The sequence below is a fragment of the Paenibacillus aurantius genome (assembly GCF_032268605.1).
Classification (GTDB): domain Bacteria; phylum Bacillota; class Bacilli; order Paenibacillales; family NBRC-103111; genus Paenibacillus_AO; species Paenibacillus_AO aurantius.
The window spans coordinates 4,742,738-4,768,904 of the sequence record NZ_CP130318.1 but is presented as its reverse complement, the minus strand read 5'-3'; the positions used below and the strand labels follow the sequence as shown (position 1 = coordinate 4,768,904).

Below are 26,167 nucleotides of genomic sequence, written 5' to 3'. Positions count from 1 at the left end.
TGCTAGCCTTTTACATCCTTGCGGAACTCATGCACTTCAATAAAATCGTGCTCCTGGCTGTAGGCCGGCACCCCGTGAATGCCGACGTCAAGGCCGACCAGCTCCTCATCCCGGCTCACTCTCACCTTGACGATCCGGTTGATTCCCTTAAGGAACAGCCAGGTGACGGCAAAGCCCCATACGCAGACCACCGCCAGGCCAAGCGCTTGAACCCCAAGAAGCTGCCAGCCCCCTCCGTAGAACAAGCCGTAATAGCCCTGTCCCGTCTCCGAGGCCAGCTCCTTCGTCGCGAACAGCCCGACGGCTAATGTTCCCAGGCTGCCGCTAACCCCGTGAACGGCGAACGCTCCGACCGGATCATCCACTCCGCGGGCTTCCAGAAGCTCGGTGACGAGAACCATCACGATACCGCAAACCGCGCCAATCAGAATAGCGGCCACATCCGAGACGAAGGCGCATCCGGCCGTAATGCCCACGAGCCCTGCCAGCGAACCGTTAATGACCATAGGGGGGTCGGCCTTGTGGTAGCGGAACATGGTAAACAGGATGCAGGCCGCGCCTCCCGCCGCCGCGGACAGCATGGTGGTGACGGCTATGTGCCCGATCGAGCCGTTCGTAGCGCTTAGGGTGCTCCCCGAGTTGAAGCCGAACCAGCCGAACCAGAGCACGAAAGCGCCTACAGACGCGAGCGGCAGATTGGATGGGGGAACGATATTGGGTCTTCCGTCCGCTGAGAATTTGCCGATGCGGGGCCCGATGAACAGGGCGGCCGCCAGCGCCGCGAAGCCTCCCAGCCCGTGGATCGCGGCAGAGCCCGCAAAATCAATCATGCCAAGCTTGCCGAGCCATCCCCCGGTGCTCCAAATCCAATGGCCGGCAATGGGGTAAATGAGACCGGTCATGGCAATCGTGTACAAGATATAGGCCCGGAAATTGATCCGCTCGGCAACCGCTCCGGATACAATCGAAATGACGGCGATGACGAAGGCGCACTGAAAGAGCCAATACGTTTCGTGGGTAATGGAGAGCTCGATATGCCCGAGCCCGCCGCCCAGCATAAAGCCGGAGGTCCCGATCAAGCCGCCGGCATCCTTGCCGTACATAAGACCGAAGCCGATCAAATAGAATACAAGAGCGCCGAAGGCAATGTCGACGAATACCTTCATAATGATGCTTACCGCGTTCTTCTGCCGGACGAACCCGGCCTCCAGCAGCGCAAAGCCGCCTTCCATCAGCAGGATCATCGCCGCGGTCAGCACGACCCAAATGGTGTCCAATCCTTGAGAAAGCTGGTTAATGTCCACCTTTTCATCTCCTCCATGAGTAAGATTATAAGGATCCGGTGTCAACAATGTCAATCTTCTATGTCAGGTATTGTCACACATTTTAAGGGCCGAAAAAGCCGGAATCCCCCTTTCCTGCAATCGCTTTCAAGGTTTACCGCCGTCTGACTAAGGGTAATGTAAGGTATGTATTGTGGGGATTTAACCCAAACTAGCTTCTAACTATAGATGAGGAGTGACGGACCATGATTACCTTGACTTCTGCACTCGAGAACAAGCAAGCGGCTTATGTCAATATTCAAAGCTACCTGGAGGACTACGGTTTCACCATCGGGGGGAACTGGGAATACGATCACGGGTATTTTGACGCCAATCTGGATGAAGCCCAGAAGATTTGGGTCCGGATTCCTTTTACGGTTATCCACGGCACGTTCGACGGGGACACCAAGGAGTCGGACGCCGTCATCCGGCTTGGCAAGCCTTTTGCCCTTAAGCATCTTTATGAGGAAGGGCTCGACAACGAGGCGCGCCCTATGGTTTCCGCTGCTCTCGTCAACCAGTTCCAGGATCCCGTAGATAAAGATGCGGAAATCGAGCAGAAATGGCTGGATGAAGCGGAGAACCTGCTGAAGCGTGTCGAGCAGGGCTTTCCCCGGGAATAGGGGAAAGAGGACAAGTAAATGAATTTAGCTTCCTTTTAGCTGAAATTAAGGTTGATTTAAGGTTCGTGGTGCTAAATAGAGATAACGGGAATTACCCCAATGCCATGGAAGAATTCCATGAACCCGAATCTGTCAGCTAAACATAAGGAGGACTTTTCCTATGGACGATAATAAACGAGACTACGACGATTTCTTCCGTTCTTCCGACAACCGCAGCGAGCAGGACCGCAGCGAGCAGGACGGAGACCGCCGCGACGAAACGGCAGGCAAGGAGCAAGGCGGCGAAAAGCCGTCCTACTATTATTCGTACGGCCCTTATAAATCCCAGGAGAACACTTCGATTACCCCGTCCGACGGGGTCGAGATGACTCCGCCGCGGCCGGTTAGACCGCTGGACGGGCAGACGGACGCCAAGGTGCAGCAGCCGCTTGCCACTTGGTCGGCGAATCCCTCCAAGCCGCGCTCCCGCTTCCGCAGCACCTTCGCGGCTTTCATGGCTGGCGCCGTGCTGGTAGGCGGGTTGATGTTCGCTTCCGACAAGAGCAACCTCTTCACGGGCTCGCAAGGGGTTATGAGCGGAACCGGAGGAAGCTCCTCCGCGGCTGCCTCCAATAACAGCAGCGTGAAGGGAGCCGCTCTCGATATCGCGAGACCGAACAATATCGCGCAGATTGTGCAGAACTCGAGTCCCGCGGTCGTGAAGATTGAAACCTTCGTGAAGCCTAAGGCTTCCTCGGGACGGGGGCGGTCGCTTCTCGACGATCCTTTCTTCCGGCAGTTTTTCGGTGACGGCTCCGGCGGTTCGGAAAGCCAGCCGAATACCGCCCAGCCGGTCGGCATGGGGTCCGGGTTTATTTTTGAGAAATCGGGCTACATCCTGACCAACCAGCACGTGGTGGACGGAGCGGATGAAATCCAGGTGACCATCGAGGGGAACGACAAGCCTTACACCGCCAAGCTGCTTGGCAACAGCGCCGATCTCGACCTCGCCGTCATCAAAATCGAAGGCGACAATTTCCCTGTGCTGCCTATGGCCGCCAATACGGATCAGATTAACGTAGGCGACTGGGTAGTGGCGATCGGGAACCCTTACGGCTTCGACCATACGGTAACGGTGGGTGTATTGAGCGCGAAGGAAAGAGAAATTCCGATTTCGGAGGGCCAAACCTCCCGTACCTATAAGCATCTGATGCAGACGGACGCCTCGATTAACCCCGGCAACTCGGGCGGACCGCTTCTCAACCTGAACGGGGAAGTCGTCGGCATCAACACGGCCGTCAGTGCGCAGGCTCAGGGCATCGGCTTCGCCATTCCGATCAACACGATTCAGGAAGTGGTCGACAAGCTGAAGAACAACGTCAAAATTCCTAAGGAGCCCGCTCCTTACGTAGGGGTTTCCTTAGGCAACATCGACCAGAACGCCCAGAAGCAGCTTGGCCTGAGCAGCACGGACGGGGCGTATGCGGCGGACGTGGTTCTCGGAAGCCCGGCCTTCAAGGCGGGAATCAAGAAGTATGACGTCATTACGGGCATCAACGGCACGCCGGTGAAGAACAGCGAGGAGCTGGTCAAGAAGATCCAGGCCTCCAAGGTCGGCGACAAGATTACCCTTAACCTCATCCGGGACGGCAAGAAAGTCGACGTGGAAGTTACCGTCGGAGACCGGAACAACGATGAGAATCTTCAGCAGCAGCAACAGCAGCAGTAAGCCGGATAACCGGCTTGCCGGCTGGAGGAGCTTCGGGGTCCCTGTACCGGGGCCGGGCCGGATGTTCCTCCGCCGAGATGACCGGCGGAGGAAGAAGCGTAACGGGCAGAGACCGCCGTTCCGCTTCTTTTTTTGTGCCCCGGGCTTGATGGCGCCTAGGCTCGGTTCCGCTTGTCCGACAGTCGTTAATCCCAGCGGGATTTGATACACTATAACCAAAGAATGAAGGGGGAACGGCCATGAGAGAAGAGATCCTGGTGATCGATGACGATGAGAAAATCACCTCCATGCTGAGGAGGAGCCTGACCTTCGAAGGGTACTCGGTGACGACGGCGAACGACGGACTGGAAGGGCTTCGGCGCATTCTGGAGCAGGAGCCGCGTCTGATTGTCCTCGACGTCATGATGCCGAAGCTGGACGGCTGGGAAGTATGCCGGCGGATCCGCGAAAGCGGCATCGACGTGCCGGTGCTCATGCTGACGGCAAAGGACGAGGTGGCGGACCGGGTAAAGGGACTGGACATCGGCGCGGATGATTACCTCGTCAAGCCCTTTGCGCTGGAGGAACTGCTGGCAAGGGTCCGGGTGCTGCTGCGCCGCCGGGTGGAGAAGGCTCCCCAGCCCACCAGCCGGATCGAATACGAGGACATAGTGATGGACCACGATACGCGGGAAGTGTTCCGGAGCGGCAAAAGGATTGAGCTGACGACGAAGGAGTTCGAGCTGCTCAACCTTTTTATGCAGAATCCCAAGCGGGTGCTCTCCCGGGATCTCATCATGGAGAAAATTTGGGGCTACGACTACAGCGGAGAATCGAACGTTCTGGAGGTCTATATCGCCCTGCTCCGGCAGAAGACCGAGGAGCACGGGGGCAAACGGATCATTCAGACGGTCCGCGGAGCGGGCTACGTCCTGAGAGGGGATAGCTAGCATGTCCATCCGTACACGCCTGACCCTTTGGTACTCGGGGGTTCTGGGGGTGACTCTCCTTGTGTTCGGCATCGTGCTTTACGGCTTCTTGTATTTTCAGTTATTTGCCAACCAAAGGTCGGTTATGGAGGATCTCGTCCGGCAGGTGAATTCCCAGCTTTCCGACAGCACGTTTACGATCAACGGCGAGACCATCGTGCAGATTCCCCAGCTGTCGGATTTCCGTTCGGTCGGTTATTTCATTCAGATCACCACCGCCGGCGAGCTGTACTCTAAAAATTTCCCGAGCCAGCAAATTTCCCGCGAAATGCGCGTCCGGATTGCCAAGAACAAGCCGTACGTGGAGTTCGTCTACCAGGGCGTTCCCTTCTATCTCTATACCCAAAAGACCCAGCTGACGGACAAATACGGACAGCCGGTCTTCCTGCAAATCGGCGTCCTCGTCGATGATATCCGGAACCTGCTTCGCGCGGTTTCTTATTTCCTGATCGCTTTCTCCCTGCTTGTTATTCTGATCGCCGCTACGCTGGGCTGGTACCTGTCCCGGAAGGCTCTCCGGCCGATCGAGCAGGTGACGGAGGCGGCCGCCCAAATCCAGAAGGGCGTTGACCTGAACCGCCGTATCGGCTATGAAGGCCCGCCCGATGAAATCGGCAGGCTGACCAACACGGTGAACGAGATGCTGTCCCGCATTCAAGGAGCGTACGAGGAACTGGAGGAAACGAACCGGACCCAGCGGCGCTTCGTCTCGGATGCGTCCCACGAGCTGAGAACGCCGCTGACTACGATCCGGGGCAACGTCGACCTGCTCGAGAAGATGTGGAAGAGAACCGGGGGCGATTCGGGCTTCACCGAAGAGGAGAAGAAGGAAATGTCGCTCGAGGCGATGCAGGACATTGCGGGGGAAGCGGCCCGGATGAGCCGGCTCGTCAATGATCTGCTTGCCCTGGCCCGCGCCGATGCGGGCGTGGAGATGAGCAAGCAGATCGTGGAGCTGCGTCCGCTCGTGGAGGAAGTGATCCGCAAGGCGGGCCTGCTGCCGAAGACGGTGGAGTGGCGCACGGGCAATCTGTCTCCCCTGGAAGGGGCTTTTGTAAATGGAAGCCCGGACCATTTGCAGCAAATGCTGTTTATTTTTATCGAAAATGCGTTCAAGTACACCATGGAGGGTTATGTGCTTATTGATGCCATCCGGACCTCCGAGCAGATCGGAATCCGCATCAGCGATACGGGAATGGGCATGGACAGCAGAGAAATTCCGCATATTTTCGACCGATTTTACCGCGCCGATGTGTCTAGGGGCCAAACCTCCGGAACGGGCCTCGGGCTGTCCATCGCCAAATGGATCATCGACGAGCACCGGGGCTCCATCGAGGTCACCACGCGCGAAGGGGAAGGGTCGACTTTTGTCGTGTGGCTCCCGCTTTGCTTTCCACCGACTCTGGAATAGGCTATACTAGATAAGAAGGGCATTAAGGCCTATTTCAACGACACAAAGGATGGTTGCAGGATGGAAGTTGTCAAAATATCGCCCAGGGGCTATTGCTACGGGGTTGTGGATGCGATGGCGCTCGCGCGGTCTACCGCTGAGAATTTGAACCTGCCCCGTCCCGTCTATATATTAGGAATGATTGTGCATAATGCGCATGTGACGGACTTTTTCGAAAAGGAAGGAATCATTACGCTGGACGGAGCCAACCGTCTCGAGATTCTGGAGAAGATCGAGAAGGGCACCGTTATCTTCACCGCCCACGGGGTATCCCCCGAAGTCAGACGACGCGCTCGGGACAAGGGCTTGACGGTGGTCGACGCTACCTGTCCCGACGTAACGCGTACTCATGACCTGATCCGGGAGAAAACCGCGGAAGGCTATGAGATTATCTATATCGGCAAGAAGGGGCATCCGGAGCCGGAAGGGGCCATCGGAATCGCCCCCGGCCGCGTTCACCTCATTGAGAAGGTCGAAGAGATCGACCGTCTGAATATCGACCATTCCCGCATCGTGATCACCAATCAGACAACCATGAGCCAGTGGGACATCAAGGATATCGTCAACCGTCTCATCGAGAAGTTTCCGCAGGCGGAGATTCACAATGAAATCTGCCTGGCAACCCAGGTCCGGCAGGAGGCGGTGGCCGAGCAGGCGAAGGAAACGGACCTCGTGATCGTGGTCGGGGATCCGCGAAGCAACAATTCGAACCGGCTCGCTCAAGTGTCTGAGGAAATCGCCGGGGTGAAGGCTTACCGGATTGCGGACATTACGGAGCTTAACCTCGATTGGCTGAAGCATCCCCGGAAGGTGGGCGTCACCTCCGGCGCTTCCACGCCGACGCCGATTACGAAGGAAGTCATCACTTTCTTGGAGCAGTACGATCCGGTTGACCCTTCGACCTGGATTATCCAACGGACGATCAACATGAAGAAACTCATTCCGGCGGCGAAATCTAAAGGGTAAGATAGGAAGAGGATAATGGTACAAGGGACTTTCACCAAGCAAAGGCTGCAGCCGGGCCGGATCGAGAAGGCCAGGCGCTGGCTTAAACTTAAATATTTGCTGCTGCTAAGAGCCAAGGGCGGTCCCGCCAAGGTAGCGAAAGGGTTCGGAATCGGCTTGTTCGTCGAGATGTTCACCCTTCCCACCGGAGGGCTGGCGGCGGTTCTCATCCTGCCGCTGGTGTATTTGTTCCGGGCCAGTCTGCCGGGGGCCCTGATCGGTTTCCTGTTCGGCAAGATCATCTACGTGCCCATGATGTTCCTGAACAAAAAGGTAGGGAGTCTTGTGGTTCCCAAAGGTTTCGTTCATCATATCCATTTTCAGCCGCATTGGCTGGAGAAGCTCCTGAAGGGAGCCATGGATCTGATTGTCGGCGGGATGATTGTGGGAGCGGTGCTCGGGGTCCTCGTTTACTTCCCGATCAAGCTCCTGCTGGGATTGTATACGGCCCGGCGCAAAGAGAAGAGGCTGAAGCGCAAAGCCCAGCTTCTCTCGGTCGAGAAAGGCAAGCTCTAATTCTCCTAAATGGTCTCGGGATCTTCTGCCTGACCGGCAGGGGATTTTTTTTGTTTTCCGGGCCAGTACTTGGCGAGAGAAGGAGAAAGTGCAACCTTTTCCTCCTCCCTAACGTTCATAGTAGGGATGTACCCAATACAGAACGGCGGTCGAATGGCCGGTAATGGAAGGAGAATCACGACGGATGCTGAAGAAAATCGCGGTGTCGGCAGGTCTTCTGCTGGCTATGAGCGGGAGCCGGGACGCGCTGGCTTACGAGGTTCAGCTGGAGCCTTTTCAGGATGTAGGAGAGAAGGCCTGGTATGCGGATTATGTCTATACCCTGAATGCCTTGGGGGTAATTGACGGAGCGGGAGAAGGCATCTTCCTCCCCGAGGAGACGCTGACGCGCGAAGCCTTTATCAAAATGCTCGTGACCACAGCGGGGATCGAGGGAGAGGAGGGGGAAGCCGTCCTGCCCGCCGATGCGGCCGGCCGCTGGTCCACCCCCTATCTGGCTGTAGCGCTGAAGCGGGATTGGATCGACTTCCTGGTGGACGGTAAGGGAGACCTCAAGCCGGGGCAGCCCATCACCCGGGAAGAGGTGGCGTCGGTTATGGGGCGTTACCTTCTCGATCAGTCCGGGACGGAGGTGTCCTCTGCCTGGCTGCAGGGCGGATGGAACGCCGAGAAAACGAAGCATCCGTTCCCCGACGATTCAGCCATCGCCCCGTCGCTTGCTCCCACCGTTTACTATACGGTTAACCAGGGCGTAATGGAGGGAGATGACGGATTTCGTCCCCGGGCGCTTCTGAAGCGCAGCGAGGCCGCTGCGGTTGTCAACCGCATGATGGACAAGCGGGCGGGGCAGCATCCGCTTCAGATGACGGGCTTCTACGCCATCCAATCCTTTCAGGCGGCTAACCGCATGACGGCCTTGGATCAGGTCGTGTTCGGCTGGTCGAGCCTGAAATACGAAGGGGCCGGAAAGGGCGGCCTGGAGACGCGAACGGGAGACTACAAACTCCCGGACGGAGCGGAGCTTGCGGTACAGGCGGCGGACAAGGCCGGGCTCGCCAAGGACCTCATGGTCTATGCGGCCGACCGGACCAAGCTTTCCGCCTTCCTGAAGGATGCGGCCGCCAAGGAAAGCTTTCTTAAGGAGCTGAAGGCCCAGCTGGATGATCCCCGTTTCGGGTATACGGGAGTATGTATCGATTTTGAAGATATGAGAAACGGGGAGGAGGCACCCGGGTTCGTCCGCTTCCTGCAGGAGCTGAAGGCGGGCTTGCCCGGCAAGTCGCTCTCCGTGGCGGTTCCTCCCGGCTATTACTACAAAGGGTATGATCTGCAAGGGATCGGCGCTTCGGCGGATACGGTTATTCTGATGGCTTATGACTTCGATCACGAAGCCTCGGGTCTTCCGTCGGCTCCGCTGCCTCTGGTTAACGAAACCGTGCAAGAGGCGCTGAAGGCCGTTCCGGCGGGCAAGCTCGTGCTCGGGATTTCCAAGCAGGCCAACCAATGGCTTACGGAACAGGGAGTTACGCGGCTCTTGGAGCCGGCCATTGACGCCGTGGAGCGCCGGAAGGCCGATCCCGCTACGGTGAGCAGCTTCGCGCTTCCGTTCTTCCTGAACCGGCTGCACGACGAGACCGGAGGAAGGATCAGCGACATCTACTATGAAGACACGGCGAGCATCGCCAAAAAAATATGGCTGGCCAAGTACTACGGACTGAAGGGAGTCTCCCTGTGGTATATGGGGAGCTTAACCGAATCGGATTGGGAGCTGGTTTCCCGAAAGTAAAAAGGGCCTCATCTATTTCTTTCCTTTATAAGGATTCAGGACGGGTTGTCCGGTAAAAGGCCAGCCAGGCTCGCCAAGCACAGCGCCATCTCCGGCAGAGATGGCGCTTTTTATATAGGGGCTCATTCCAGACAGAAGGTAAGCCCCCTCATCCCGGCGGACTGGTAAGGCGTCCCATGCGGAAATCGCTATTGACGAAGAATTCGTCCATCCTGTATAGTTGCTTTAACGATTAAAAGCGTATAAGCGTTGAAGCGCGAAAATATCCAATCATTCGGAGGAGGAACCGATCATGATCGTCATCACATCCAATAAAATCGGGCAGGAACGGATTGCCGAGATCGTGGCCTATATAGAGAGGCACGAGGTGAAGGCTCATGTGTCGCGGGGAGAGGACCGGACGGTCATCGGCATTATCGGGAAGGCCGATCCTGTGCTGGCGGAGCATCTTCGCCAAATGTCGGGGGTGGAGCAGGTAATCAAGATCTCGAAATCCTACAAGCTGGCGAGCCGCGATTTCCATCCTTCCGACACGGTGATCAAGATCAAGGATGTCGAGATCGGGGGAGACCAGCTTGTCATCATGGGCGGCCCCTGCGCGGTGGAATCCCCCGGGCAGATCGATGAAATCGCCCGGCTGGTGAAGATGTCCGGCGGCCAAGTGCTGAGAGGCGGAGCGTTCAAGCCCCGCACGGGACCGTACAGCTTCCAGGGCGTCGGGGTGGAAGGACTCGAGATGATGGCGGAGGCGGGACGCAAGCACGGCCTGCTTACCATTACCGAGGTCATGACGCCGGAATACGTGGACATCTGCGCGGAGCATGCGGACATCCTGCAGGTCGGAACGCGCAACATGCAGAACTTCGATCTCCTGCGCAAGCTCGGGACGATCCAGACGCCGGTTCTGCTGAAGAGAGGCTTCAGCTCCACGTACGATGAATTTCTGAACGCGGCCGAATATATTCTGGCTGGGGGAAACCCGAACGTTATGCTCTGCGAACGCGGCATCCGAACGTTCGAAAGCTACACCCGCAACACGCTCGATCTTGCCGCCATTCCGGCCCTGCAGCAGCTCAGCCACCTGCCGGTCATTTCCGATCCGAGCCACGGGACCGGCCGGCGCGAGCTCGTGGAGCCCATGTGCAAAGCTTCGGTGGCGGCCGGAGCGAACGGTCTGATCGTCGAGATGCATACCGATCCCGATAATTCCATGACGGGAGACGGGGTGCAGTCTCTCTTCCCCGATCAGTTCGCCCGTCTGCTCCAGGATTTGGAAAAGCTCGCCCCCCTGTGCGGCAAGCGGTTCGAAACGCCGAAGGAGCCCGTTCCGGCGGGGTCTTGGAGAATCTGACCTGCACAAGGAAATGACAAAAGAACGGTGCCGTTATCCGACAAAGTTCGGGAAACGGCCCGTTTCTTTTTCGTGGAAAAGCGATTTATGTCCAAATTGTGACAACCCTCCGTCCATAGTGTGAGAATACCTCACACAAATCTAAAAAATAGCTGACATAAGTATTGACGACAAAAACCGAACGTTTTATAATTACAGCAAGATTATCATAAAACTTGAACAATGATCGCCTTAAGCACGATGAATGTTCGGAATTTGGGAGGGTTTTGCATGTCAGCTGCGAACGTAATGAGCATTATCAAAGAGAAAAACATCGAGTGGGTTGATTTCCGCTTCGTGGATCTTTCCGGTAAAGGCCACCACATTTCTCTTCCGGCTTCGGAAGTGGAAGAAGAAACGTTTGAGAACGGCGTTGCTTTTGACGGTTCCTCCATCCCGGGCTTCCGCGGAATCGAAGAGTCCGACATGGTTATGATGCCGGATACCGAAACGGTATATGTCGATCCTTTCACCGCTCATCCGACATTGATCGTTATGTGTAATATCCATACGCCGGACGGCGAGCGCTATGACCGCGACCCGCGCAGCATCGCCCAGAAGGCGGAAGAATTCCTGCAGCAATCCGGCGTGGGTACGGCTGCTTTCTTCGCACCGGAATCCGAATTCTTCATCTTCGACGATGTGCGTTATGAGAACGGCATGAACAAATCGTATTTCGAAGTGGACTCCGAGGAAGCAGGCTGGAACTCCGGACGCAAGGAAGAAGGCGGCAACCTGGGCTTCAAGGTGCCGGTTAAAGGCGGATACGTGCCGGTTGCTCCTGTCGACACCCAGCAGGACATCCGCAGCGAAATGTGCCGTCTCATGCAGGAAGCCGGTCTTCGCATCGAGCGCCATCACCATGAAGTGGCAACGGCCGGACAAGGCGAAATCAACTTCCGCTTCGACACGCTGACCAAGACGGCCGACAACCTGATGAAATACAAATACATCGTGCACAACACCGCAAGACAATGGGGCAAGGTAGCGACCTTCATGCCTAAGCCGCTCTTCGGCGACAACGGAAGCGGAATGCACGTTCACCAGAGCATCTTCAACGGTGACAGCCCTATGTTCTATGAGAAGGGCGGATATGCCAATCTGAGCGAAACCGCTCTGCACTACATCGGCGGAATCCTGCATCACGCGCCGGCTCTGATCGCCTTGACGAACCCGAGCACGAACTCCTTCAAGCGTCTCGTTCCCGGCTACGAAGCACCGGTTAACCTGGTCTTCTCGAAAGGCAACCGTTCGGCAGCCGTCCGGATCCCGGTTGCGGCTGTTACGCCAAAAGGCTGCCGCATCGAGTTCCGTACGCCGGATTCTACGGCTAACCCTTACCTGGCCTTCGCGGCTATGCTGCTGGCCGGTCTCGACGGAATCGAGAAGAAGATCGATCCGCGTGAACTGGGCTACGGGCCTTTTGACAAGAACATCTACGAACTGCCAGAAGAAGAGCTTAGAGAAATCCGCAGCGTACCGGCTTCCCTGGACGAGGCGTTGGACGCTCTGGCGGCCGACAGCGAGTTCCTGACTCAAGGCGGCGTGTTCTCGCAGGACTTCATTACCAACTACATCGAATTCAAGCGCGGCGAAGCCAAATCGGTTGCTATCCGGATTCATCCGCAAGAGTACGCTTTGTACTTCGGCTGCTAATTCATCCGCTTTAATCCGTTTGACCCCCGGGCTCTGCCTGGGGGTTCTTTATATGAAGCGGAATTCCCCGATTTCTTCGTACATAGGGGACCTTCCCATATGGGTCTGGTAAAGGACGAACCGGGTTACCGTCCAATCGGCCGCGGCAAGAGGAACCTCCTCCAGACGGACGGGCCCTTCCGCCTTGCGGGCGAGGGTGATGTGCGGCTTGAACGGGCGGTCCTCCGGCGGGTAGCCGAAGGGCGTCATGAGGGTGGTGACCGTCTGCTGAAGGCGGGCTAGAGACGGTAAATCGCCCTGAAGCCCGGCCCATAGCACGCGGGGGGCGGAGGAGGCGCCGAAGGTCCCGAGCCGGCTCAGCGCGAGTCGGAACGGTTCACCCAAGGGCTCCCTGGCCAAGGCTTCCTTGATCGTCTCGATTTGGGAGGAGGGAACTCCTCCCAAAAACTGAAGCGTAATATGATAGTCCGCCGGATGCACCCATTTGCGGAAGGGAGCCGACGGCTTCAGGCGGGAGCAGGCTTCGCGGAGGGCGGCGCGGCTCTCGTCTCCGGCGGGAATGGCCAGGAACAGGCGGGGGAGGCTGGTTTCCATAAGCTTCTCTCCTTGTCATGGGGCTTGATGGCCCTAGGGAATATTGCTATCATTACCATATCAAAAGAAGGAGCAGGTGTGGAGGATGAATAAGAGAGCGTACAACTTTAATGCCGGTCCGGCGGCACTGCCTCTAGAGGTGCTGCAGCAGGCTCAGGAACAATTCGTGGACTACAAGGGAATCGGCATGTCGATCATGGAAATTTCCCACCGCAGCAAGGAATACGAGCAGGTAAACGACGAAACGCAGCAGCTGATGGCGGAGCTTCTTGGCCTGCCGGAGGGCTATAAGGTTCTCTTCCTTCAGGGAGGAGCGAGCACCCAATTCGCCATGATCCCGATGAACTTCGCGGCGGGCGGCCGTTCCGGAAGCTACGTGATGACGGGAAGCTGGTCGGAGAAGGCTTACCAGGAGGCTCAGCTTATGGGGGAGGCTTCCATTGCCGCTTCGACCGATAAGGAGAAGCCGCTGCGCATGCCGGCTCCTTCGGAGATTCAGGTTCCGGCGGATGCCGCCTATGTCCATCTGACCTCCAACGAAACAATCGCCGGCACGCAGTTCGCCGAGTTCCCGGATACCGGGGAGGTTCCGCTGATTGGGGACATGTCGAGCGACATCCTATCCCGGGAGTTCGACGCCTCGAAATTTGCCATGATTTATGCCGGCGCCCAGAAGAATCTCGGCCCGTCGGGGGTGACGGTTGTCATTCTTCGGGAAGACTTCGCCAAGCAGGCGGCGAAGGGCATTCCGACGATGCTTCGTTACGAAACGTACCTTAAGAACAATTCTCTCTATAATACCCCGCCGGTATACTCGGTCTATATGGTTAACCTGGTTCTGAAATGGATCAAAGAGAAGGGCGGACTCGCCGCCATGGAACGCAGCAACCGGGAGAAAACCGGGCTGATCTATTCCGCTATCGACAACAGCGGCGGCTTCTACGAAGGCCTGGCCGCCCGGGACAGCCGGTCGATCATGAACCTCACCTTCAAGCTCTCCAATGAAGAGCTGGAGAAAGCCTTCGTGGCTGAGGCCAAGGCGAACGGCTTCGTCGGATTGCCCGGTCACCGCAGCGTAGGCCACCTGCGCGCCTCGACCTATAATGCCGTTCCTTACGAAAGCTGCAAAGCCCTTGCCGAATTCATGGACGAGTTCCGCCGGAAGAACGGATAAGAGGCTGCAAGCCAATTAGGAAATTACAGGGGGAAAGGGATCATTCCGGTCAACCCTCTGAGACGACCATGCCCCGCTGGAGGAGAACCTCCGCGGGGCATGGTCGTTAACGGGCAAGAAAGGATGCCTGGAGCTGAAACTATCACAGGATAAGCCGGCCGCCTCATCCAAGAGGATCCGTGAGAGTGCATGGCCGCCACAGCCCGTTTCCTTGAAGGAAAGGGTTCGGCACGGTCCCTTCCCGCGGGGAGGCACTGTCTCAGCCTGATGCAGGCTGCATAGGCGGGTGAGGATGCTCCTCTAGGCGAGCGTCCGTCTCGCGGCCGTCCCGTCCGCAAGCTTATAGCCGACACTGCGAATCGTCATGATATATTCGGGAGTGCGGGGGTTTCGTTCCATTTTGTCGCGGAGATGAGAGATGTGGACATCCACGATGCGGGTGTCCCCGAGGAAATGATAGTCCCACACTCCGTGCAGAAGCTGCTGGCGGCTCAGCACCTTTCCTTTGTGCCGGCACAGGAAGAGAAGCAGGTCAAACTCCCGGGGAGTCAGGTCCACAGGCCGGTCCTCTACCGTGACCTCCCGCTGGGACGGATGGATGCGGATGCTGCCGATTTCGATCGATTCGGCTTCTTCCTCCTCCGGAAGACCCTGCATCCGCCTCAGGATGGCTTGAATCCGGGAGATAAGCTCCTGGGGGCTGAAAGGTTTGGTCATATAATCATCGGCTCCGTTATCAAGGCCGGCTATTTTGTCGTTAAGCTCCTGCATGGCCGTCAGCATGATAATTGGAACCCGGTTACCCATATCCCGGAGCCTGCGGCAAACCTGAATGCCGTCCATCTTGGGGAGCATGAGATCCAGGACGATCAGATCCGGCCGGAACGCGGGAATGGCCTCGAATACGGCTTCCCCGTCGTATACACAAAGAACGTCGAAGCCGACCAGCTTCAAATTGAAATCAAGCAGCATGGAGATGGAAGGCTCATCGTCGACAACGAGAATTTTTTTCTTCAGCATAACATGGATTCTCCTTTACCCGGAACTTGATGGAAACGTTGGTTTCTTTCGACTCTTCTATTATTTCGTTCCTGCGTCAGGGCGGTATTAAAAAGATGTAATCCCATTGTTAAAATTTTTGAACCATAGACAAGATGATGTATAATAGGTAATGTTGCGAGGTGAACTACATAATGGCTTTTCACATTGTCCTGGTAGAGCCCGAAATCCCAGCAAACACGGGGAATATCTCCCGTACGTGCGCCGCGACAGGGACGTTCCTCCATCTGGTTAAACCTCTAGGTTTTTCCACGGATGACAAAACCTTGAAACGGGCCGGGCTGGACTACTGGCCTTCCGTCAAACTGGAGTACCATGATTCCTTCGAGGAGCTTCAAAAGCTTTATCCGGCCGGCCGGTATTATTATGCGACGACCAAGGCGGAGCGGCGCTATACCGACTTCTCGTTTGCCGATGGGGATTTTTTTGTTTTTGGTAAAGAAACGAAAGGGCTTCCGGAGGAGCTGCTGCGGGCCCATCCGGAAACCTGCATGCGAATTCCTATGGGGGAGGCGGTCCGTTCCCTGAACTTGTCCAATTCCGCGGCGGTCGTTCTTTATGAAGGGCTGCGGCAGACGGGCTTTACCGGCCTGTTCTAAAGCAATATCCTTTGGGTAAGAGGCACGAAGCTGAATGTGGGAGGGCCATCACTAGCGCTAAAGGCAGCATGAAATCACATACTATGGGAAGAGTGAGGGGAAGATTATGAAACCGGCGGGAGTCGTGCGTAAGGTAGATCAGCTGGGCCGTATCGTACTGCCCAAGTCGCTGCGCAAGCGGTATCAGATGAACGAGGGGGATCCCATCGAAATCCTCGTTCAAGGGGATCAAATCCTTCTGGAGCGCTACCGCCCCAGATGCGTGTTCTGCACCTCGATGGAGGAAGTAACGGAGTTCAAGGACAAGTACGTTTGCGGGCAATGCCTGCGGGAAATGGACCAGATGAAGGGCTGACGGAAACCCGTCCGCCGCTGGCCGGAAGCATCCTCTCTCTTGGTAGAGAAGGGTGCTTTTTTTGTTTGGACCAAGCCAAGACCGGAACAACGCCGCTCCAATAAACAAAGCCGCCCCTTAAGGGACGGCTTTGGGTTCTTTGGACCCTCTCCTAAATCAGCGAACGGTCCAAAGCGGAGCTGCCTGGAAAAGGCTCAAGCCAGGCCTGTCCTGCCGGAATAGGCAGGGGAGGGAAGGCTTACAAGCCTTCGGTCTTGTCATCATTGTAAGCGGCGGTCAGCATCGCTGCGATAAAGAGCAGAAACACGACGATGGTGATCCAAAAGGTCGTGGACGTTAACATGAAGAGCACCTCCCGGGACTGGCGTCACGATACACAATTATTTTCTATTATACCTAAAAGCCCGGCAAATGAAAACGTCCGAATCTGTGAACAAATTGTCAGTTTACGGCTTCCGGGCCAGCTGCTTCCGGTAATCGTTCGGAGAAGAGCCGGTCAGCTTCTTGAACACCTTGCTGAAATATTTCTCATCCGAATAGCCGACCATCTCGGCCACCTGGGAAATGCGCAAACCGGGATCGCCCAGCAGCTGCTTCGCCTTCTCGATCCGGATCCGCCCCACGTAGTCGGACAGGTTCTCGTTGAACTCCTGCTTGAACTTGCGAGAAATGTATTCCCGGCTCAAGTGGTATTTATCCGCCATATCCTGCAGCGCGATATCCTGGTGATAGTGGGTCCGCAAATATTTCTCGATGTCGTAAATGACATGGTGCCCCTCCCGACCCTGGCTCTGCCGCACAAGACGGGCCAGCTCCAGAAGGCTGGCGGTGAGCTCCTGCTCCCATTTCTCCATGGAAAGGGTTCCGCTGTCGTTAAGAGGAACGATGTAGGGACGGGTCTCCTCCTGAAGCGGGCCCAGCTCGCTGTCCGTCATGCCGGGGAGCAGTTCTTTGATCCAGATGGCTTTCAGCACGTGATATTCGTCCCGCCAAAGCTCCGACTGCTCGGGGCTGATGTACGAGAGCTTGCGAACCTCCCGGAACCATTGGCCCAGTGCTTCCCGGATCTGCTCTTCGCTTCCGCTCCGGACGGCGAACCGGACCGGCTCCTCATAATCGGTAAAATGAAGCACCGGCCCGCGGAAGGCTTCCGCGCCCGGACGTTTCTCGTGGATCCAACTGCTCAGCTGCAGCAGGTTGCGCCTATCGAGAGCTTCGGCCGCCTCGCGGTAGGAATGCTGAAGGCCGGGAGGGAGAGGCTTTTCGGAGCCGAGGCCGAACTCGAACCGCCCGCCAAGCGTTCGAAAAATTCCTTCGTTGATATGGCCGAGGAGGGCGCTTGCCGTTGTCAAATCCCTCCACAAGATCAGAATGATCTCCCTTGTCGAATTCCAATGGCGGAAGGCGAAGCCCCGGTTGGTCCGCCGCAGGTACTCGTTGCAGATGTTGAGGAGCGAGAAGAAGAGCAGGTCCATCGCGGAAGCGAATTTGTCCCTCACCTTTCGATCCATGCGGTCCAGGCTCAGAATGGCCACCCGGCAGGTTTCATCCCCGGGGCGAAGGCCGAATTCCTGGTGGACGCTATCCCGGATAGAGTGATAATAAGAAGGGTCGTCAATGCATTGAGAGAACATTTTATCCCAGTATACGGGTTTGATCTGGTTGATTTCCATGCCCCTCTGCTGATTCCGCTTCCGTTCCTCGTCTTCCTTCGTCCTAGCCTCTACGGCACGCTTGACCGCCTCTTGAAGCTGATCCGGGTCCACCGGCTTCAGGATATAATCGAGCCCACCGAACTTTACCGTATTGCGGACAAAGTCGAAATCGTCGTGACCGCTGATGACAACGGCTTTGGTTCGCGGCGCGTTCGCCTGAATCCATTCCAAGAGACCGACTCCATTCATGCCCGGCATCATCATATCGGTAAACACGATCTCGGGGCTCTGCTCCTGCAGAAGCTCCACGGCCGCCTGGCCGTCGGAAGCCTCCAGAATGTCGGATATGCCATACCGTTCCCAGTCCACCAGCAGACGGATGGCATCCCGGACATGCAACTCATCATCAACAATCAAAATCTTCATATATCCTCCTCCTCGAGGGTCAGGGGAATTTCCATTTCAATACCCAAGCCTCCGCCTGCGGCCCCGGTCAGCCTCATGCCGGCCCCTTCCCCAAAAAACAGCTGGAGCCGGGAATTGACGTTAATGAAGCCGATGCTGTCCGGCGGATTCGCTCTTCCAAGAGCTCGGCCCAGCCTGTCGTTCCACGCTTCCAGCTCCTCCGGCGTCATGCCCGGTCCATTATCCGTTACCTCGATCCGCAGCCGGCTGCCTTCCCGGATCCCGCAGCGGATTCCGATCTTCTTGCCCGGGGCGGGAGAAGGGAAGCCGTGTTTGAAATAATTCTCGACAAGGGGCTGCAGGATCATTTTGGGAAGCCGCGCTTTCAGCGCCTCCGGCTCTACTTCAAAGGCCACTTGCAGGTCCTCCCCGAAGCGCTGCTGCTGCAGGTCGAGGTAAGCCTTCACGTAATCGATTTCCTGAGCCAAGGTGACGACGGACTCGCTTGTGTTCATGCTGTACCTCATCATCTTAGCCAGGGAATGGATGAGGGAGTACATCTTGCGGTCGCCGTTATGAAGCGCCAGGGTTCCGATCGACTGCAGGGCGTTGTTCAGGAAATGAGGATTGATCTGCGCCTGCAGGGCTTTCAGCTCATTCGTCTTGTTCGCGATCTCAAGCCGGTATTCCCGCAGGATCAGGTTGTTGATGGTTTCCATCATCGTACGGAAGCTTTGACCCATCCTCGCGATTTCATCCGTTCCCTGGATATCGATGTCAACCTGCAGCTGCCCGGTCTTGATCCGGTTCATATACGCCGTCAGCCGGCGGATCGGAGCGGTGAACCGGAAGGAAATGAGAATGGTGAAGGCTACGGCCACCACCAGGAACAAAACAAACACATAGGTATTGATTTGTGTTAACTGCCGTGCACTGCGGTTTAAATAGTCGTATGGGATTCTCTTCACAAGCGTCCAATGGAAATCGGGGGTCTGCATCTTCTCATAGATGACCATTCCCGAAAAGTCCCTGCTGCGGATGTCAAAGGACCCGGAGGGTGCCTCGGCCTGCTCGATCCGCTGTTCCCAATCCGGGCGGAGGATCTGGCCCTCCTGAGAGGAATCATGGCTGTAGAGCACCGTCCCCTGATCGTCCAGCAGGTACAGCTCCTCGCGGCCTTTCTCATAAAGCTGTCCGCATATTTGACGCAGCGCCTCCAGATCGAAATCGATGGCCAGGGTGCCGAGACGTTCCGCCGAAATGGCGTTGTAGATCGTCCGGTACAAGGTGATGACCTTCTGCTTCGGAATCTCAATATTAGGAGAGAGCCCGTAGCTGTGAAGCGGATGCGGGGCCTGCAGGTACACCTCCCGGCTCTGCTGGGGCATGGAATAGTCGGCCTTGCGAAAGGGGACGAAATTCTCGTTCAGCACGGCGAAGGACCACCGGTTTTTCTCCAGGAAGAGATAGACCTGGCGGATCTCCCGGCTCGAATGGGCCATCGTCTGCAGGGCGCGGTAAATTTCGTTGCGGGAGGTCAGGATGAGCTCATCGCTCTGGAGCCAGCTGTGATCGAGAATATCGAACAGCTCAAAATCGTTATAGACCGAAAGGGAGGACTGGTTCATTCTCTCCAAATAGTTTCCGATGTTCGTTCTCCCTTGGTAGAGCAGATGGGAGCTAGTCGCCACCGTTTCTTTGGAGACGGTCTCCCGGGTGTATAAATACGTAATCAGGATGGAAATCGTAATAGGGATCAACGTGGCGGCAAGCAGAAACACGATCAGCTTGCTGCGGATGCTGTTCTGGAACATGCTTTGGATCTTCCTTTGCGCGTAAGGTTTTAACCGTCTCTCCATCATAACAGGGGAGATCAATATATTCCACCTGTTACGTCACCATCGTCTGTGTCGGCGCCGCTCGGATCTTTCTATACTTGGGTAAGATAAAAGAATTGTCTAATTCACTTAAAAGGAGGGTTCCCATGAAAACCAAAAAATCTTGGATCCAGCAGTGGGTTTTTGTAGGACCTGCACTGCTGTTCTTTACCCTAATCGTAGTCATTCCGTTTCTGATGAGCATTTATTATTCTTTCACCGAATGGAACGGGGTAGCCGCGGAAGTCAAGTGGACGGGGCTCGACAACTTCAAGGCCATTATTTTTGACGATAAGGATTTTCACCGCTCCTTCTGGTTCACGGTCCGCTTCTCCGTGGCGGAAATCATCTTCACCAACCTGCTGGGCTTTCTGCTAGCTCTTCTCCTGACCCAGCACCTCAAAACGAGGAACGTTCTTCGTACCGTCTTCTTCATGCCGAACGTCATCGGGGGGCTGCTGCTCGGCTTTATTTGGCAGTTCGTGTTCGTCAAAGGCTTCGCCACGCTGGGCGAGCTGACGAATATCGGCTTCTTCCAGCTTCCATGGCTCGGGGATGAACCGACCGCCTTCTGGGGGATCGTCATCGTGTCCGTCTGGCAGGGGGCCGGGTACCTGATGGTCATCTACATCGCCGGTCTCGCCAACGTTCCGAAGGAACTGATCGAAGCGGCGAGAATCGACGGGGCGACCCGTTGGGACATGCTGAAGAGCGTCACCATTCCGCTCATTATGCCGTCGGTCACCGTCTGCTTGTTCCTGACCATCTCCTGGGCGTTCAAAATGTTCGACCTTAACCTGTCGCTTACCAAGGGCGGACCGTTCGGAGCGACCGAATCGGTGGCCATGAACATTTACCAGGAGGCGTTCCGCAACAACCGGTACGGGCTCGGAACGGCTAAAGCGCTGCTGTTCTTTATCATCGTCGCCCTCATTACCATTGTTCAAGTAAGCATCACGAAGAAGAGGGAGGTGGAGGTGTAATGGAAAACACCCGGTCCTATAACGGCCGCACTCTTCTGCTGGAGATTGTCGGCATTATCGTAGCCCTGTTGTTCCTGGTTCCTTTCTACTTCGTCATCGTGAACTCCATGAAGAACTTCGCGGAAATCGTGGCGAACACCGCCAACCTGCCGTCGTCGTTCTATCTGGACAACTACACGAAGGTATGGAAAATCATGAACTACCCGAAGGCGTTCACCAACTCGCTGCTCATTACGGTGTTTGCGAACATCGGGCTTGTGATCATCAGCTCCATGGCGGCTTACCGTCTGGTGCGGTCCCCGTCCAAGTTCAACAACCTGCTGTTTGCCGCCTTTGTCGCGGCGATGGTTATTCCGTTTCAGTCGATCATGATCCCGCTCGTCAAGGTGGCGGATAAGGCCGGTCTGATGGACAGCATCCCGGGCCTCGTCATCTGTTACTTCGGCTTCGGGGTATCGCTCAACCTGTTCCTGTACCACGGCTTCATCAAGTCGATTCCGCGTGAGATAGAGGAATCCGCCACAGTGGACGGCTCGTCTCCTTACGGAGTTTTCTGGAGAATCATTTTCCCTCTGCTGAAGCCGATGACCGTCACGATCATTCTGCTCAACACCCTGTGGATATGGAACGATTACCTGCTTCCGTCCCTCGTGCTGACCAGCCCGGGACACCGGACCATTCCGCTGTCGACCTTCTCCTTCTTCGGGCAGTACACGAAGCAGTGGGATTTGGCTCTGGCGGGTCTCGTGCTTGGGGTTATCCCGGTTGTCCTTTTCTTCCTGGCTCTGCAGCGCCATATTATTGAGGGTATTACGGCGGGGTCGGTTAAAGGCTAACAGAATTTGGGTAATAAAAAGACGACTGCGGGGGATACTACCCCCAGCCGTCAAAAAATTACACCTGAAGCATCAATATCTTCGGTGTAAGAGTAAGAAAACGTTTTCTACAATGTAGATAGCCTTAACAGGGTGATCACAAAAGGGAGGAACTACAATGAACAAAAAGCTTGGGTTGGTCGGAATGTCCCTCGTGCTGATGGGCGGGGTGCTGGCCGGCTGTGGAAACAAAGACAATGCGGGGCCTGCGAATACCGGCGGCGGGACGAATGCCGGGGGCGGCAAGAACGTTACCTTGAAGATGTTCCAGTTTAAAGTTGAAATCGCCGACCCGCTTAACAAACTGGTCGAAGAATACCAGAAGGAAACCGGCGTCAAAATTCAAGTGGAAACGGTTGGCGGCGGCTCCGACTACGGTGCGGCATTGAAGGCCAAGTTCAACTCGGGCGACAAGCCGGATATTTTCAACGTCGGGGGCTTCTCCGATCTTGATCTGTGGCAGGAGAACCTGGAGGATCTGTCCGGCGAGCCTTGGGTGAAGAACCTGGCGAAGGGCGCGGAAGAGCCGATGACCAAAGGCGGCAAGCTGTACGGCATGCCGGTCGGGATCGAAGGCTACGGCTTCCAGTACAACAAAGACCTGTTCGCCAAGGCCGGGATCACCGAGCTGCCTAAGACGTTGACCCAGCTTGAGGAAGCCGCCAAGAAGCTTCAAGCGGCCGGCATCACTCCATTCGAGAACGGCTACGGCGAGTGGTGGGTCCTTGGGAACCACTTCGTGAACCTGCCGTTTGCCTTCCAGCCGGATCCGAACAAATTTATCGAGGGCCTGAACAAAGGCACCGAGAAATTTGCCGGCAACGCCCAGTTCGAGAACTGGATGAAGCTGTTTGACCTGACCCTGAAGTACGGCAACAAGAACCCGCTGCAGACCGACTATAAGACTCAAGTCACCGAATTTGCCACCGGCAAAGCGGCTATGACGCAGCAGGGCAACTGGACGCAGCTGCAGCTCACGCAGACGAATCCGGATCTGAAAGTCGGCTTCCTGCCGATGCCGATCAGCGATGATCCTGCCGCCAATGACAAGCTGTTTGTCGGCGTACCGAACAACTGGGTCGTGAACAAGAATTCGGCAAACAAGGAAGAAGCGAAGAAGTTCCTGAACTGGCTCGCCACTTCCGAAACGGGTAAGAAATACATCACCAACGAATTCAAGTTCATTCCGGCCTTCACCAACATTCCGGTAGACGAGAAGGTTCTCGGACCGCTTGCCGCCGACATCAACAAATATGTGAAGGACGGCAAAGTCCTCAGCTGGAACTGGTTCAAGTTCCCTGGCGGCGAAGCTTCCAGTAAGAAATTCGGGGATTCCATGCAGGCTTATGTAGCCCAGAAGAAGAACAAGGACCAGCTCCTGGCGGATTTCCAAGCCACTTGGGACGGTCTTAAAAAGAAATAACGCTTGATGCCAAAAGCACCCGGGAAAACGGTCCCGGGTGCTTTTCTTTTGGGGAGCGGTTGGAAACGGGCGGGTCAAGAGAGAAGCCGGCGGAACCAGCCGGCTGCCGGCCGAAGAATCTTGCGGTGAGCCCACCGGAGGAGCGGCTGAATGAGAGTACGCCAGATCCAGCGGAGAGGGTAATAGACCCCATGAAGCCAGACCCACCGGATGGGGTAGTAGACCAAATGCAGCCACAGCCAGCGGATCCCGCGGAAAAGCTGAAGGACGACCGTCCGGCTGAACCGGGCTGCCGGCAGCAGCACTTCATAGTAAAGCCAGCGGAGGACGTGCTTCCACAGAAAACGCAGGGGAAGATACAGGCCGTAATACAGGAAAGGATAAAGCACCCGATCCCAAAGCCAAACCGCCAGGGGAACCGCAAGCTCTTTCCATACCCAAGAGAGGACGGGCTGTACGATATTACGCCAAACCCATTCGGCCGGCACGGCGAACCCATAATGCCAGATCGGTTTCAAGATATAACGGCCGATGAACTCCGCCACAGGAAGCAGGACGTTCCGGCCGAGCCAGGACAAGGGGACGGCCAGCAGATAAGTCAATAGAACAAGAAGAACTCGGTATATCAGATAGAAAGGAAAGTATACCAAGAAGAATAAGCCTCGGAACAAGTACTTGATGCCCGATTCGACTGTTATCACAAGGGAGGTCTCCTTTCGCTTGAAGTCCGTATCCTTCTATACCCTTCTTACCGGCAAAAGGTTTCATTTTCAGCCGTCCGACGGATGGACGAAGCCGCACCGGGCTGTGGTAAAATGAGGGAAAAGCTGGTGGGCGGAGCATGGTCCATGACCCAAAAGGAACCGCCAGATAAACCGGTTGGCCATCTCTTGACCCTTCCCTAAGGTCATGATTTATCTTGGAGAAAGAGAAGCGGTTTTCTTCTTTCCCGCCGGTTAAGCATCGCCATTCATTTAGTGGCAAGGAGTGATGAATTTGTTCAAGCTTTTTCGGTTTGCGGAGCCGTACCGGTATGGGATTGCCGTGACGGTTGTCCTGATGTTTCTCCAGTCGATCGCCCAGCTGTATCTGCCTACCCTTATGGCCGATATCGTGGATGTCGGGATCGTGAATGGCGACAGCGGCTATATATGGGGGACGGGCGCCTGGATGCTTCTCATCGCGGCTGCCGGAACCGCCTGCAATGTGACCGCGGGCCTGCTTTCAGCCAAGACGGCGACCGGGTTCGGGCAGATTGTCCGAAGCCGGGTTTTCGGTCAGGTCGAGCGGTTCTCCCTGCAGGAATTCGATACGTTCGGGACGGCCTCCCTGATTACCCGGACGACGAACGACATTACCCAGGTACAGCAGGTGCTGTTCATGATGCTTCGAATGTTTCTGAGCGCTCCGCTGATGATCGTGGGAGGCCTGGTCATGGCCTTCTCGAAGGACGCCAGACTGGCGCTTATCCTCGTCACCGTCATCCCTCTTCTCGTCGGGGTCATAGTCTTTGTGGCGGCCAAAGGAATTCCGTTATTCCGGGCCATGCAGCAGAAGCTGGATCGGCTGAATCTCGTTCTGAGGGAGAATCTGACGGGGATCCGCGTCATCCGCGCCTTCAACCGCACGGAGCAGGAGCGGGACCGCTTTGCCGCGGCGAATGCCGATCTGACGGCCACCGCCATGCGGGTGACGCGGATCATGTCGACGATTTTTCCGGTCATGCTCCTGCTGCTTAACCTGTCGATCGTGGCGATTATGTGGTTCGGGAGTATCCGGGTGGACAGCGGAAGCATCCAGGTCGGCGATCTGATTGCTTTTATTCAGTACGCTTCGCAAATCCTATTCTCGCTGACGATGGTTTCGATGATGTTCATGATGATTCCCCGCGCCTCCGCCTCCGCCGTCCGGATACAGGAGGTACTGGAGGTGAAACCGGCGATATTCGATGCTCCGGACGCCGGCTCCGCGGACGGGCTTGAAGGCCGGGTGGAATTCGAGGATGTCACCTTCCGTTATCCGGGAGCGGAGCAGCCCGCCGTCCGCGCCCTCTCCTTCACCGCACGGCCTGGTGAAGTGACCGCGATCATCGGAGGAACGGGCTCAGGCAAATCGACGATCCTTCACCTGCTCATGCGCTTCTATGAGACCGATGCCGGCACGATTAAGATCGGAGGAAGGGACATCCGCAAGCTGTCCCAGGAAGAGCTGAGAGGGATGATCGGCTTCGTTCCCCAGAAGGCGGTTCTGTTCTCGGGAACGGTGGAAGGCAACATCCGTTTCGGCCGGGAGAACGCCGGGCCGGATGAAATCGAACAGGCGGCGGAGGTGGCCCAGGCCCAAGAGTTCGTGGAGGGACTCGAGGGGCGGTTCGGGGCGGCCGTCTCGCAGGGGGGATCCAATTTATCGGGCGGCCAGAAGCAGCGGCTGTCGATAGCCCGCGCTTTGATCCGCAAGCCTTCCGTGTATGTCTTTGACGACAGTTTCTCGGCGCTTGACTTTCGCACGGACGCGAAGCTGAGAGCCGCCCTCCAGGAGGAGACGGCCGAGGCGGCGGTGATGATCGTTGCCCAGCGGGTGAGCACCATCATGAAGGCCGACCGCATTCTGGTGCTGGATGAGGGTGAGCTGGCCGGCTCCGGGACTCACGAGGAGCTCATGAGAACGTGCCGGGTTTACCGGGAGATCGTCCAATCCCAGCTGTCGGAGGAGGAGAGCGCATGAGCGGACATCCGCAGGGACAA

Annotated in this window: 23 protein-coding genes; 16 read left to right on the top strand and 7 right to left on the bottom strand. The window is 56.5% G+C overall.

The window, feature by feature from the left end:
- Positions 1 to 2: 2 nt before the first annotated feature.
- On the bottom strand, positions 3 to 1,304 hold the full coding sequence (locus MJA45_RS21600; protein ID WP_315603967.1) for an ammonium transporter: 1,302 nt from the start codon (positions 1,302 to 1,304) through the stop codon (positions 3 to 5).
- 224 nt (positions 1,305 to 1,528) lie between these two features.
- Here MJA45_RS21600 and MJA45_RS21595 point away from each other — a divergent pair, with 224 nt between their 5' ends.
- The 9 genes from MJA45_RS21595 to glnA all read left to right on the top strand — a co-directional run bounded on the left by MJA45_RS21595 (position 1,529) and on the right by glnA (position 12,424).
- Positions 1,529 to 1,945 (top strand): YugN family protein, encoded by a 417-nt coding sequence (locus tag MJA45_RS21595; protein WP_315603966.1) that lies wholly within the window; start codon positions 1,529 to 1,531, stop codon positions 1,943 to 1,945.
- Positions 1,946 to 2,105: 160 nt separating this feature from the next.
- On the top strand, positions 2,106 to 3,653 hold the full coding sequence (locus MJA45_RS21590) for a S1C family serine protease (RefSeq protein ID WP_315603965.1): 1,548 nt from the start codon (positions 2,106 to 2,108) through the stop codon (positions 3,651 to 3,653).
- A 239-nt stretch (positions 3,654 to 3,892) separates the two neighbouring features.
- The gene (locus MJA45_RS21585; protein WP_315603964.1) at positions 3,893 to 4,582 is read left to right on the top strand and encodes a response regulator transcription factor; all 690 of its coding nucleotides are present in this window, start codon (positions 3,893 to 3,895) and stop codon (positions 4,580 to 4,582) included.
- A gap of 1 nt (position 4,583) precedes the next feature.
- Positions 4,584 to 6,032, top strand: coding sequence for a sensor histidine kinase (locus MJA45_RS21580; protein ID WP_315603963.1), 1,449 nt, complete (start codon positions 4,584 to 4,586; stop codon positions 6,030 to 6,032).
- 60 nt (positions 6,033 to 6,092) lie between these two features.
- Positions 6,093 to 7,037, top strand: a complete 945-nt coding sequence (locus tag MJA45_RS21575; protein WP_315603962.1) for a 4-hydroxy-3-methylbut-2-enyl diphosphate reductase — start codon at positions 6,093 to 6,095, stop codon at positions 7,035 to 7,037.
- A 15-nt stretch (positions 7,038 to 7,052) separates the two neighbouring features.
- Complete coding sequence (locus tag MJA45_RS21570) at positions 7,053 to 7,592, top strand: DUF2062 domain-containing protein (RefSeq protein WP_315603961.1); 540 nt, start codon at positions 7,053 to 7,055, stop codon at positions 7,590 to 7,592.
- Positions 7,593 to 7,776: 184 nt separating this feature from the next.
- A complete protein-coding gene (locus MJA45_RS21565; RefSeq protein ID WP_315603960.1) occupies positions 7,777 to 9,378 on the top strand; it encodes a glycosyl hydrolase family 18 protein in 1,602 nt (533 codons plus the stop codon).
- A 292-nt stretch (positions 9,379 to 9,670) separates the two neighbouring features.
- Positions 9,671 to 10,729 carry a 3-deoxy-7-phosphoheptulonate synthase gene (gene aroF / locus MJA45_RS21560; RefSeq protein WP_315603959.1) on the top strand — a complete coding sequence of 353 codons (1,059 nt, stop codon included), beginning with the start codon at positions 9,671 to 9,673 and terminating at the stop codon, positions 10,727 to 10,729.
- 270 nt (positions 10,730 to 10,999) lie between these two features.
- Positions 11,000 to 12,424, top strand: a complete 1,425-nt coding sequence (glnA, locus tag MJA45_RS21555) for a type I glutamate--ammonia ligase (protein ID WP_315603958.1) — start codon at positions 11,000 to 11,002, stop codon at positions 12,422 to 12,424.
- 48 nt (positions 12,425 to 12,472) lie between these two features.
- Here glnA and thpR read toward each other — a convergent pair whose 3' ends face one another.
- Positions 12,473 to 13,018, bottom strand: coding sequence for an RNA 2',3'-cyclic phosphodiesterase (gene thpR, locus MJA45_RS21550; RefSeq protein WP_315603957.1), 546 nt, complete (start codon positions 13,016 to 13,018; stop codon positions 12,473 to 12,475).
- 85 nt (positions 13,019 to 13,103) lie between these two features.
- On the opposite strand from thpR, the gene serC reads away from it, so the two are divergent.
- Complete coding sequence (gene serC, locus MJA45_RS21545; RefSeq protein ID WP_315603956.1) at positions 13,104 to 14,192, top strand: 3-phosphoserine/phosphohydroxythreonine transaminase; 1,089 nt, start codon at positions 13,104 to 13,106, stop codon at positions 14,190 to 14,192.
- Between the two features lie 300 nt (positions 14,193 to 14,492).
- On the opposite strand, the gene MJA45_RS21540 is transcribed toward serC, so the two are convergent.
- On the bottom strand, positions 14,493 to 15,212 hold the full coding sequence (locus MJA45_RS21540; protein WP_315603955.1) for a response regulator transcription factor: 720 nt from the start codon (positions 15,210 to 15,212) through the stop codon (positions 14,493 to 14,495).
- 173 nt (positions 15,213 to 15,385) lie between these two features.
- On the opposite strand from MJA45_RS21540, the gene trmL reads away from it, so the two are divergent.
- Positions 15,386 to 15,850: a tRNA (uridine(34)/cytosine(34)/5-carboxymethylaminomethyluridine(34)-2'-O)-methyltransferase TrmL gene (trmL, locus tag MJA45_RS21535; protein ID WP_315603954.1), complete on the top strand. Its 465-nt coding sequence runs from the start codon at positions 15,386 to 15,388 to the stop codon at positions 15,848 to 15,850.
- Positions 15,851 to 15,956: 106 nt separating this feature from the next.
- The gene (locus MJA45_RS21530; RefSeq protein ID WP_315603953.1) at positions 15,957 to 16,205 is read left to right on the top strand and encodes an AbrB/MazE/SpoVT family DNA-binding domain-containing protein; all 249 of its coding nucleotides are present in this window, start codon (positions 15,957 to 15,959) and stop codon (positions 16,203 to 16,205) included.
- Positions 16,206 to 16,651: 446 nt separating this feature from the next.
- On the opposite strand, the gene MJA45_RS21525 is transcribed toward MJA45_RS21530, so the two are convergent.
- Positions 16,652 to 18,286, bottom strand: a complete 1,635-nt coding sequence (locus tag MJA45_RS21525; RefSeq protein ID WP_315603952.1) for a response regulator — start codon at positions 18,284 to 18,286, stop codon at positions 16,652 to 16,654.
- Complete coding sequence (locus MJA45_RS21520; protein WP_315603951.1) at positions 18,283 to 20,079, bottom strand: cache domain-containing sensor histidine kinase; 1,797 nt, start codon at positions 20,077 to 20,079, stop codon at positions 18,283 to 18,285. The genes MJA45_RS21525 and MJA45_RS21520 overlap by 4 nt, the downstream gene beginning before the upstream one ends.
- 170 nt (positions 20,080 to 20,249) lie before the next feature.
- Here MJA45_RS21520 and MJA45_RS21515 point away from each other — a divergent pair, with 170 nt between their 5' ends.
- The 3 genes from MJA45_RS21515 (at position 20,250) to MJA45_RS21505 (ending at position 23,423) form a co-directional block, all read left to right on the top strand.
- Positions 20,250 to 21,125, top strand: a complete 876-nt coding sequence (locus MJA45_RS21515) for a carbohydrate ABC transporter permease (protein ID WP_315603950.1) — start codon at positions 20,250 to 20,252, stop codon at positions 21,123 to 21,125.
- Positions 21,125 to 21,961 (top strand): carbohydrate ABC transporter permease, encoded by an 837-nt coding sequence (locus MJA45_RS21510; RefSeq protein WP_315603949.1) that lies wholly within the window; start codon positions 21,125 to 21,127, stop codon positions 21,959 to 21,961. Before MJA45_RS21515 ends, MJA45_RS21510 begins: the two co-directional genes overlap by 1 nt.
- A gap of 157 nt (positions 21,962 to 22,118) precedes the next feature.
- Positions 22,119 to 23,423, top strand: a complete 1,305-nt coding sequence (locus MJA45_RS21505) for an ABC transporter substrate-binding protein (RefSeq protein ID WP_315603948.1) — start codon at positions 22,119 to 22,121, stop codon at positions 23,421 to 23,423.
- Between the two features lie 74 nt (positions 23,424 to 23,497).
- Here MJA45_RS21505 and MJA45_RS21500 read toward each other — a convergent pair whose 3' ends face one another.
- A complete protein-coding gene (locus MJA45_RS21500) occupies positions 23,498 to 24,124 on the bottom strand; it encodes a hypothetical protein (RefSeq protein ID WP_315603947.1) in 627 nt (208 codons plus the stop codon).
- Positions 24,125 to 24,193: 69 nt separating this feature from the next.
- A complete protein-coding gene (locus tag MJA45_RS21495) occupies positions 24,194 to 24,334 on the bottom strand; it encodes a hypothetical protein (protein WP_315603946.1) in 141 nt (46 codons plus the stop codon).
- Between the two features lie 85 nt (positions 24,335 to 24,419).
- Here MJA45_RS21495 and MJA45_RS21490 point away from each other — a divergent pair, with 85 nt between their 5' ends.
- Positions 24,420 to 26,147: an ABC transporter ATP-binding protein gene (locus tag MJA45_RS21490; protein WP_315603945.1), complete on the top strand. Its 1,728-nt coding sequence runs from the start codon at positions 24,420 to 24,422 to the stop codon at positions 26,145 to 26,147.
- The last annotated feature ends 20 nt before the right edge of the window (positions 26,148 to 26,167 follow it).

Excerpts from the sequence above, each read along its gene's own strand:
- MJA45_RS21575 (WP_315603962.1), top strand. The coding sequence starts at position 6,093 with ATGGAAGTTGTCAAAATATCGCCCAGGGGCTATTGCTACGGGGTTGTG.
- MJA45_RS21510 (WP_315603949.1), top strand. The coding sequence starts at position 21,125 with ATGGAAAACACCCGGTCCTATAACGGCCGCACTCTTCTGCTGGAGATT.
- aroF (WP_315603959.1), top strand. The coding sequence starts at position 9,671 with ATGATCGTCATCACATCCAATAAAATCGGGCAGGAACGGATTGCCGAG.
- MJA45_RS21590 (WP_315603965.1), top strand. The coding sequence starts at position 2,106 with ATGGACGATAATAAACGAGACTACGACGATTTCTTCCGTTCTTCCGAC.
- MJA45_RS21515 (WP_315603950.1), top strand. The coding sequence starts at position 20,250 with ATGAAAACCAAAAAATCTTGGATCCAGCAGTGGGTTTTTGTAGGACCT.
- MJA45_RS21570 (WP_315603961.1), top strand. The coding sequence starts at position 7,053 with ATGGTACAAGGGACTTTCACCAAGCAAAGGCTGCAGCCGGGCCGGATC.
- trmL (WP_315603954.1), top strand. The coding sequence starts at position 15,386 with ATGGCTTTTCACATTGTCCTGGTAGAGCCCGAAATCCCAGCAAACACG.
- MJA45_RS21505 (WP_315603948.1), top strand. The coding sequence starts at position 22,119 with ATGAACAAAAAGCTTGGGTTGGTCGGAATGTCCCTCGTGCTGATGGGC.
- thpR (WP_315603957.1), bottom strand. The coding sequence starts at position 13,018 with ATGGAAACCAGCCTCCCCCGCCTGTTCCTGGCCATTCCCGCCGGAGAC.
- MJA45_RS21530 (WP_315603953.1), top strand. The coding sequence starts at position 15,957 with ATGAAACCGGCGGGAGTCGTGCGTAAGGTAGATCAGCTGGGCCGTATC.
- MJA45_RS21565 (WP_315603960.1), top strand. The coding sequence starts at position 7,777 with ATGCTGAAGAAAATCGCGGTGTCGGCAGGTCTTCTGCTGGCTATGAGC.
- MJA45_RS21495 (WP_315603946.1), bottom strand. The coding sequence starts at position 24,334 with ATGACCTTAGGGAAGGGTCAAGAGATGGCCAACCGGTTTATCTGGCGG.
- serC (WP_315603956.1), top strand. The coding sequence starts at position 13,104 with ATGAATAAGAGAGCGTACAACTTTAATGCCGGTCCGGCGGCACTGCCT.
- MJA45_RS21540 (WP_315603955.1), bottom strand. The coding sequence starts at position 15,212 with ATGCTGAAGAAAAAAATTCTCGTTGTCGACGATGAGCCTTCCATCTCC.
- MJA45_RS21595 (WP_315603966.1), top strand. The coding sequence starts at position 1,529 with ATGATTACCTTGACTTCTGCACTCGAGAACAAGCAAGCGGCTTATGTC.
- MJA45_RS21585 (WP_315603964.1), top strand. The coding sequence starts at position 3,893 with ATGAGAGAAGAGATCCTGGTGATCGATGACGATGAGAAAATCACCTCC.
- MJA45_RS21580 (WP_315603963.1), top strand. The coding sequence starts at position 4,584 with ATGTCCATCCGTACACGCCTGACCCTTTGGTACTCGGGGGTTCTGGGG.
- glnA (WP_315603958.1), top strand. The coding sequence starts at position 11,000 with ATGTCAGCTGCGAACGTAATGAGCATTATCAAAGAGAAAAACATCGAG.
- MJA45_RS21525 (WP_315603952.1), bottom strand. The coding sequence starts at position 18,286 with ATGAAGATTTTGATTGTTGATGATGAGTTGCATGTCCGGGATGCCATC.
- MJA45_RS21520 (WP_315603951.1), bottom strand. The coding sequence starts at position 20,079 with ATGTTCCAGAACAGCATCCGCAGCAAGCTGATCGTGTTTCTGCTTGCC.